This is a genomic window from Actinomyces polynesiensis, assembly GCF_000820725.1.
Classification (GTDB): Bacteria; Actinomycetota; Actinomycetes; order Actinomycetales; family Actinomycetaceae; genus Pauljensenia; species Pauljensenia polynesiensis.
Genome location: NZ_CCXH01000106.1, coordinates 1 through 8277, shown reverse-complemented (window position 1 = coordinate 8277; position 8277 = coordinate 1). Strand labels below are relative to the sequence as shown.

The window sequence follows — 8277 nt, the reverse complement described above, 5'->3', positions numbered from 1 at the left end:
CTCCGCACCCGCGACGCCCTCGTCCGTGTCCGTCGCGGGCACGGCAGCGGGGTGGGCGGCGGCGGGACCACCTGCGGCGGGGTGGCCGGGACGGTCGGCGGGGGAACGGTCGGCGGGGGCGCCGAGGAGCCAGCGGGCGCCCATGCCGCGGGCCGACAGGGAGTACGCCATGCGCGAGGAGGCGTAGATGTTGGCGGAGAACGCGCTGACCAGCGCGATGAAGACGACGGCCTCCATGATGCGCCCGACGGCGGGGATGCCCGCCATGTCGAGGACCGAGGCGAAGGGGTTGGTGCGCATCTCCTCGGAGTTCCACGGCAGCAGGCAGATCATCAGGATCACCGAGCCCACGTAGAAGACGAGGATCCTCCAGATGACGGAGCGGATCGCCCGGCCCATGGCGCGTTGGGGTTCCTCCGACTCCGCGGCGGCGATGGTGACGATCTCGATGCCCCCGAAGGAGGTGATGATGGCGAGCAGGCCGACGGCAATGCCGGCCAGCCCGTTGGGCGCCCAGCCGCCGTGCCCCAGCACGTTGTCCACCACGGACTCCGGGCGCCCGGGGATGATGCCGGTGACCAGGCCGATCCCGATGGCGAGGAACGCGATGATCGTGAAGACCTTGATGCCGGCCAGCCAGGCCTCGACCTCACCGAAGTCGCCGGCGGCCAGCAGGTTCACCCCGCCCAGCACCACGACGACCACCAGTGCGACCGTCCACTGCGGCACCGCCGGGAACCAGTTGACGAAGATCCCGGCCGCGCCGGTGATCTCCATGCCGAGCACCATGATCAGGGTGAACCAGTACAGCCAGCCCACCGTGAAACCGGCCCAGCGCCCGATGCCCGCCTCGGCGTAGGTGGAGAAGGACCCGGTGGAGGGCAGGGCGGCGGCGAGTTCCGCCAGGGCGTACATCACGGAGATCGCGAGGACGGCTGCCAGGACGTAGGAGACGAGGACCGCGGGCCCCGCCTCCGACACGGCCACGCCCGTCCCCAGGAAGAAGCCGGCCCCGATCGCGGAGCCCAGCGCCATCATCGACAGGTGGCGCGTCTTGAAGCGTCTGCCGGGGGTGCCGGGAGCGCCGGGGGTGCCCCGACTGGCGTCGGGGGCCGTCCCGCCCGCGTCACCCCCCGGTGCCGGGGTGGTGCCCCCGGTGCGCGGTCGCGCCGACGAGGGCGCCCCCGTGGTCACTCCCGCGGAGGGTACACGCACCGGGGCGGGCCTGGCCCCCGCGACGGGGGACGCGTGCGGGACGGACTGGTTGGGATCCACGAATGGCCCTCCGGAGGCTGGCTGGTGCGGAGAGCGGTGTCCCCCGTCGACGACGCCCGCCATTGTGCCACCGGGTGCCGCCGCACCACGACTCCGTCCGGGTGCCCGGGTACCGCCGCTCCACGACCCTGTGCGGCCGCCCGGACCGGCCGGGGTGGGGCGGGGGCGGGTGGGGGCGGCCCTCCCCCTGGCACTCAGTGGATGGGGATGTCGGTGACGCGGAAGAGGAAGTAGTGGGCGGTCCTGCCCCCGAGGACGTCCTTGTAGTCGGAGACGTCGAGGACTGCGGAGTCGGCCTCCATCCGTGGCCACACCACCGGGACCACCACGGACTGGCCCGGCTCCAGCGTCACGTACTGGTCGGGGACGACGGGCGTGTGGTCCGCGCCCGCGATCGAGTAGTCGACGGGGAAGAAGCGCTGGCCGCCCTCGAGCAGGGTGAGCCCGGACGGCATGCTCATCTGGTTGGGTTCGAACTCGCCGCGCGGGGTGCTCAGGGTCATGGCCCGCAGGGCGTTGAGGACCCCGATGTCCTCCTTGTCCCCGACGTTGGTCACGGTGACCTCCCCGACCAGGTAACGCCCACGCGTGCGCAGCTCCGCCAGGTCGATGCGCATGGTGTCACCGTCCTCATTGGAGACCGTCGCTCCCTCGCCCGCCACACCCACGGGGCCCTCGGGCTCGGGGGGTTCTGCCTGGTCCCTGCCCTGGATGACGACGTGACCGGAGGTGTCGGCGGGGACCACGAGGATCTCGACGCGCCGGTTCGCGGCCCTCGCCTCGCTGGTCGTGCCCGCGACGCGTGGCTCGCTCTCACCCCTGCCCCGGGTGGTGACCTCGAAGGCGGAGAGATCGCCCAGGTCCTCCAGGGCGTCGCGCACGGCCTCCGCGCGCCTCCCGGACAGGGCCTGGTTGTACTCCTCGGAGTCGACGTCGTCGGTGTGACCGACGATGGTGACGGTCCCACCCCCGATCCCGTCCAGCTGGTCGGCGACCTGTCGCAGCTCCGCCCGGGCACCGCTCCCGAGGGTGTCCTGGTCGGAGTCGAAGAGGACGTCGGAGTTGACGTTGATGTCGACCTGCTCGGGAGTGACCTCGATGTCCTGGCCGTCGTCCGTGGCCAGCGCGAAGGACTCCAGCTGGGCCCTGCGCAGGTTGATCTCCCGGCCGGGCAGTCCGATCTCCTCCTCCGCGGCGTCCAGTGCGGCGACGGAACGGATGTCGGTGTCGTCCGTGGGCAGGACCGACTCCTCCACGACGGGCACTGCCTCGACCAGGCCCACGCCGGGCACGAGGATGTCCACGGCGTCGCGGTCCTGGGGACCGTAGACCGAGTAGGCGGCGTAGGGCGGTTCCTGCGCGACGGGGGAGAACTCCAGGGTCGCCTCGTCGCTGGCCTTGGGGTCCGACCCGAGCCGGACGGGTTCCTCCACCGTGCCCGCCTCCAGGTCGAGGAGGGGGAAGCGGTAGATGCCGCGGAAGGGGTGGGCCATCCAGTGGTCGCGCCTCTCGAAGCCGGCCGTCTGCGCGCCGTCGGGGAGTTCCACCTCGAGCACCAGGACGGCGTGGTCCCCCCGGTTCACCAGGGGACCGATGCGGGCGGTCACCTCGCTCGTCGGGGTCTCGATCGTCCCCTCGACGAAGAGATCTCCCGCGGCCGACACCCCGGTCCCGCCCTCGTCAGCGGCACCGGACTAGGACGGACCTGAGTGCCCGGACTGTCCCGACTGCTCCCCGGAGGGCTGGCCGCCGGCGGTGCAGGCCCCGAGAGCGAGGGCTGTGGCCGCCAGGAGGGCGGGCACCAGGGCAGCGGGCGGTGCGGCGTGCGGGTCTGACGTGGGGCGGCGCGTCATCTGCGGTCCTCTTCCGGGTGTCGACAGGGCATGCGGTCAGGGATCGTCCTCGGGGGCAGCCTATCGGTGGGTCCGTGGTCGGTGCCCGACGAGGGCGGGGCGGGATCGCTGCCGGGCGCCCCGGGGGACACCAGCACCGGGCCCGCCGTCCCCTCGGCGTCACATGGCTGGTGGGCACCCGGGGGGACGCCCACAAGTCGGTGGACGGCCGCAGGGCAGGTCCGACGGGCGCGGCGGTGCGCAGGTGGGGGGAACGGGAGAGGCGGGGCACCCCCGAAGGGATGCCCCGCCTCGTCACACCGCGGAGGATGGGGGATTCGAACCCCCGAGGGCTTGCACCCAACACGCTTTCCAAGCGTGCGCCATAGGCCACTAGGCGAATCCTCCGAGGCGCGTGGATCGCACGCGCGCTGGACCATGTTAGCGGGCCGAGCACCGAAAACGCCAACCGTCCCGGCCTCGTCCCGGGTGCGATGGGTCACCGTGACCGCCGACGCCCTGTCCCACCACGGCCGCGACACCGGGAGGCCGCACCCCACCCCTCCTGTTGCCGCACTCCCAGCTTTCACTCAGGCTGTCCCCCATGAGACGACACAGCATCACCGCAGCCCTGTCCGCCCTCGTGCTCGCCGCCTCACTGGGCGCCTGCAGCACCGGCCCCTCCGAGGAGTCGGGTGCACCCGCCTCGGGCAGCGCCGGAGGGAGCACCTCCTCGGCGCAGGCCTCGACCCCGGCCGTCGCAACCGACTCCTCCCAGTCGGTCGAGGAGGGCTGCACGGCCCTGGAGACCGAGCTCGAGGCCATGGCCGCGAAGTACCGGGACGTCGACACCAGCGACCAGGCGGCAGCCCTGGAGGCCGTGGGTCGGATGATGGAGGAGATGCAGGGCATCGGGGCGACGGTGACGAACCCCGAGGTCAGGAACGCCTGGGACTCCTACATCGATGCCTACGCCTCCCTCACCGAGTCGACCTCGGTCGGAACCACCTCGCAGTCCGGAGCCGATGAGGCGCTCGCCCGTCTCCAGGAGGTCTCCCAGCAGATGGAGGAGTCCATGACGACCCTCCAGGGTCTGTGCCCGAAGTTCCAGGAGGCAGCGGACCAGCTGGGAGGTTCCACCTCCGGCGACTGACCGGCACCGGCGCGGGTCCCGCCGGGGTCAGCGCTCGACCGGTCCGAGCACCACGTTCGCCCACGCGGAGTGCAGGGACTCCTGGTCGGAGGGCTGGAAGAGGCCGGCGAGCACGTCGCGGTACAGCCGCGAGAGCTCGTTCCTCGTGTAGTAGGACGACCCGCCACAGGCCCGCACCGCCTGCTCGACCGCGCGCAGGGAGGCCTCGGCCGCGGCGTTCTTGGCGGCCGAGAGCTGGGGCATCCAGATGGGGCCCCGGTCGACACCGGCCTCGATGTCGCGGGCGAGCTCTCGGATCTGCGGGCCCACCGCGTTCATCGCCAGCGCGGCCTCCGCGATGCGCCAGCGGATGTCGGGGTCGTTGGCGTAGACCGTCTGGTTCTTCACCGACTTCCTCGTGCGCACCTGTTCCGCGGCCAGCTCCACCGCGCGCTCCCCCACCCCGGAGTAGGTGGCCGCGAGGAGGATCTCGAAGTTGGAGAAGATCCCGAACACGACGGGGTCCTTCGAGGGCCCGGGTTCGGTGCGCGTGAGGATCTGGGACTCGGGGGCGTGGGCGCCCTCGAGCAGGGTGGTGTTGGACTGGGTGGCCCGCATGCCCAGGGTGTCCCAGTCGTCCTTGACGGTGAACCCGCCGTCCTCGCGGCGCAGGACCGCGAAGACGGAGTGGGGCCCGTCCTCCCCGGAGTCGTCGCGCCCGAAGGTCATCAACCGCGTCCACACCGGTGCCAGGGAGGTGAAGATCTTGGTGCCGGTGAAGGAGTAGCCGCCCTGCCCGTCGGGCACGGCGGCCGTGGTCGAACCGAAGAGGACGAGGTCGTTGCCGGGCTCGGAGATCCCGAACCCGAAGAGCTCCCCCGCGGCTGCGTCGCGCAGGATCATCTCCCCGCGGTCATTGCCGTTGCGGACCAGGTGCCTGCCCAGCCCGACGATGATCTGGTGCATGTTGATGCCCAGTGCGGTCCCGGGGGCGGCCTTGGCCAACCGGGTCTGCTCCGCGGCGATCTCCTCCAGGGTCAGGCCCGCGCCACCGAACTCCCACGGCACGAAGGCCGCCAGGTAGCCGGCCGCGCGCAGGTCGGCGAGGTCGTCGTCGGGGAAGGTGTTCTCCGCGTCGTGGCGCGCAGCGCGCCCGTGGATCGTGGCCAGCAGCTCGTCGCTGAGGAATCCCACCGGTGCCTCCTAGGTGTGAGGGGTCTGTGGTCCGGGTCGGGCACGGACCTGCTCCACCGTATCCGCCCCGGTGGTCCCCTGTCCCTCCGCGCGGCACGGGCGCGGACACCTGTCCTGCTGCGTTCCGCCAGCACGTCGGGGGCTCCCCACCGCGCACCGGTCGAGTAGGTTGGACCCGTGACCCAGGAACCGCCCAGACTCTCGCCGCGCCAGCGCTACCTCGAGAACCGCCAGCGCAAGCAGAACCTCACGTTCTCCGTGACCCTGTCGGTCATGGCCGTCCTGGTCATCGTCAGCCTCCTGTCCATCCTCGGCCTGGTCCACCTGCCCCTGCCCTCGGACTTCTCCACGGGCACCAAGTACGCAGGCGAGGGCGACGTGCCCTGCCCCACCGCCTCCACCGCACCCCTGGACCCGGGCTCCGTCACGGTCGAGGTGCTCAACGCCACATCCCGCCTCGGTCTCGCGAGTGACGCCACCGAGATGCTCGACAAGGCCGGGTTCCAGATGAAGGAACCCGGCAATGCCACCTCCGAGTACGCCGGGTCGGTCGAGGTCGACGCCGGCCCCTCCTCGGTGGATGCCGCCTACACCGTGGCGCGCTTCTTCCCCGACGCGCGGGTGAAGCTGACCTCGACGACGAGTTCGACGGTCACGGTCATCCTCGGTGGGTTCTACGAGGGCACCCTGTCGGACGAGGACTTCAAGAAGGCCATGGAGGACACCTCGGACCTGACCGGGCCCTCGACCTGCCTGCCCATGGACGCGCAGACGGCCGCCTCCCAGTCGGGCGTCCAGTCCGGTGAGCAGTGGGGGCAGTCGGGGTCCCAGTCGGGCGAGTGACGCGGACCCGTCCACCCGGAGCCGTCCACCCGCCCGGTCCGACAACTGGGCCGTGCCGCGCGACGCCCCCAGGCGCAAGCTCGCGGCGGGAGGTGCTCCGCCCGGCGGCCGTGGAGCCTCCCGGCAGACAATGTGGGGATGTCGGTGACCGACGCTCTCACGTCAATGGCCGCTGACCTGCATCGACACAGCGACCTCATTCAGAGATCGGGTCCCCGTCCGCAATATTGTCTGCCGAGGCTCCCGGGGTCGGGGCGAAAGGCCGGGTCAGGGCCACGGGCCGGGTCAGGGCCACGGGCCGGGTCAGGGCCACGGGCCGGGTCAGGGCCACGGGCCGGGTCAGGGCCACGGGCCCGGTCGGCGTGACCCGCACCGGGACACGCCGACCGACCACCGCGTTCAGCCCTCGGGAGCGTCACCCACCCTGCGACGCTTCGCGTAGGGCTCGGAGTCCAACTCGGAGCCCGAGGGGGCGGAGGCGGGCGTGGCGGCCTCCAGGTTCGTGCCGCGCAGCTTCGAGATCCAGCGCATGCCGTGGTAGATCACCACGGCGGCCGCGGTGCCCAGGGCGATCCCGCCGAAGGTCATGCCGCCGGGGGACCAGGTGAAGTCCGCGATCGCGACGATGAGGGCCACGGCTGCGGTGTTCAGGTTCACCGGGTTGGAGAAGTCGACGCGGTTCTGGACCCAGATGCGCACGCCCAGCATGCCGATCATTCCGTAGAGCACCGTCCCCGCCCCGCCCAGGACCCCGTCGGGGATGGTGGCGATGACGGCCCCGAACTTGGGCATCAGCGACAGGACGAAGGCGAAACCCGCTGCCACGACGTAGGCGGCGGTGGAGTACACGCGGGTGGCGGCCATGACGCCGATGTTCTCGGCGTAGGTGGTCGTGCCCGAACCGCCGCCGGAGCCCGCCAGCATCGTGGAGACACCGTCCGCGAAGAGCGCGCGACCGGTGAGGTGGTCGAGGTTCTGCCCCGTCATCGCGGACACGGACTTCACGTGACCGACGTTCTCCGCGATCAGCACGAAGACCACCGGGATGAACAGCCCCAACGTGGAGGGGTCGAAGGCCGGGGAGTGGAACTGGGGCAGGCCGAACCAGGCGGCATCAGCGATGGGGGCGAAGTCGACCTCACCCTGGAGACAGGCCACCACGTAGCCGATGAGCACGCCGAAGAGGATCGAGAGACGTCCGATGATGCCCTTGAAGAGCACCGTGATCAGGCAGATCGAGACGATGGTGACCACTGCGGTCACCGGCCCCTCCTTGACCCAGTTCCACGCGGCGGGTGCGAGGTTGAAGCCGATGAGGGCGACGATCGCGCCCGTCACCACCGGCGGCATGATGGCGTCGATCCACCGCACGCCGGCGAAGTGGACCACGATGCCGACCAGCGCCAGCGTCGCGCCGGTGGCGATGATGCCACCCAGTGCGTACTCCTGGCCGAGGGTCTGGGAGACCGCCAGGATCGGGGCGATCAGGGCGAATGACGACCCGAGGTAGGAGGGGAGGTGTCCCGCCGTGATGAGGAAGAAGAGCAGGGTGCCGATGGCGGTGAAGAAGAGCGTGGTCGAGGGCGGGAAGCCGGTGATGAGGGGCACGAGGAAGGTCGCTCCGAACATGGCGACCACGTGCTGGGCCCCGATGCCGATCGTCCGCGGCCAGGAGAGGCGCTCGTCGGGGGCGACGACCTCGCCCGGTGGGATGGAGTGTCCGTCGCCGTGGAGCTTCCAACGGAACAGGGCGTGGCTCGAGTCGCTCATCTGCGACGTCTCCGATCAGTCAATGGGCTGGGCCGATGTGCCGGTCGGAACCTCAGGATAGACGTCCGCCCCGCGAGCACCCGCATCCATCCGAAAGCTGGGCGTGCCGCTCTCGTGGTACGGACTTGACCGCCCCGTGACCGACGTCTCCCCGTCGCGGAGCTGTGACATGCTGGGGCCCCAGCCACAGGGAGGGTCCCATGGACGACACGGAGTTCCGCCCCGGGTCCG

The 8277-nt window shown here is 71.3% G+C and carries 7 protein-coding genes and 1 tRNA gene; 2 read left to right on the top strand and 6 right to left on the bottom strand.

Annotated features, from left to right (window positions below):
* From TA90_RS04800 to TA90_RS04790, 4 genes are all read right to left on the bottom strand, one after another.
* Positions 1–1038: amino acid permease (locus tag TA90_RS04800; RefSeq protein WP_147513378.1), on the bottom strand; the 1038-nt coding region annotated here is incomplete at its 3' end.
* Between the two features lie 431 nt (positions 1039–1469).
* Positions 1470–2939 carry an OmpA family protein gene (locus TA90_RS13120; protein ID WP_052450520.1) on the bottom strand — a complete coding sequence of 490 codons (1470 nt, stop codon included), beginning with the start codon at positions 2937–2939 and terminating at the stop codon, positions 1470–1472.
* A 30-nt stretch (positions 2940–2969) separates the two neighbouring features.
* A complete protein-coding gene (locus tag TA90_RS14960) occupies positions 2970–3128 on the bottom strand; it encodes a hypothetical protein (protein ID WP_187120091.1) in 159 nt (52 codons plus the stop codon).
* A 302-nt stretch (positions 3129–3430) separates the two neighbouring features.
* Positions 3431–3515: transfer RNA gene (locus tag TA90_RS04790), tRNA-Ser, on the bottom strand.
* Positions 3516–3711: 196 nt separating this feature from the next.
* On the opposite strand from TA90_RS04790, the gene TA90_RS04785 reads away from it, so the two are divergent.
* Positions 3712–4260, top strand: coding sequence for a hypothetical protein (locus tag TA90_RS04785; RefSeq protein WP_043534878.1), 549 nt, complete (start codon positions 3712–3714; stop codon positions 4258–4260).
* Positions 4261–4287: 27 nt separating this feature from the next.
* Here the strand turns inward: TA90_RS04785 and TA90_RS04780 are convergent, their stop codons facing one another.
* Positions 4288–5433, bottom strand: coding sequence for an acyl-CoA dehydrogenase family protein (locus TA90_RS04780; protein WP_043534877.1), 1146 nt, complete (start codon positions 5431–5433; stop codon positions 4288–4290).
* A 177-nt stretch (positions 5434–5610) separates the two neighbouring features.
* Between TA90_RS04780 and TA90_RS04775 the strand changes: the two genes are divergently transcribed.
* The gene (locus tag TA90_RS04775) at positions 5611–6276 is read left to right on the top strand and encodes a LytR C-terminal domain-containing protein (RefSeq protein WP_043534876.1); all 666 of its coding nucleotides are present in this window, start codon (positions 5611–5613) and stop codon (positions 6274–6276) included.
* Between the two features lie 399 nt (positions 6277–6675).
* Here the strand turns inward: TA90_RS04775 and TA90_RS04770 are convergent, their stop codons facing one another.
* Entirely contained in the window at positions 6676–8046 is a 1371-nt protein-coding gene (locus TA90_RS04770) for a uracil-xanthine permease family protein (protein ID WP_043534875.1), read from the bottom strand.
* Positions 8047–8277: the final 231 nt, after the last annotated feature.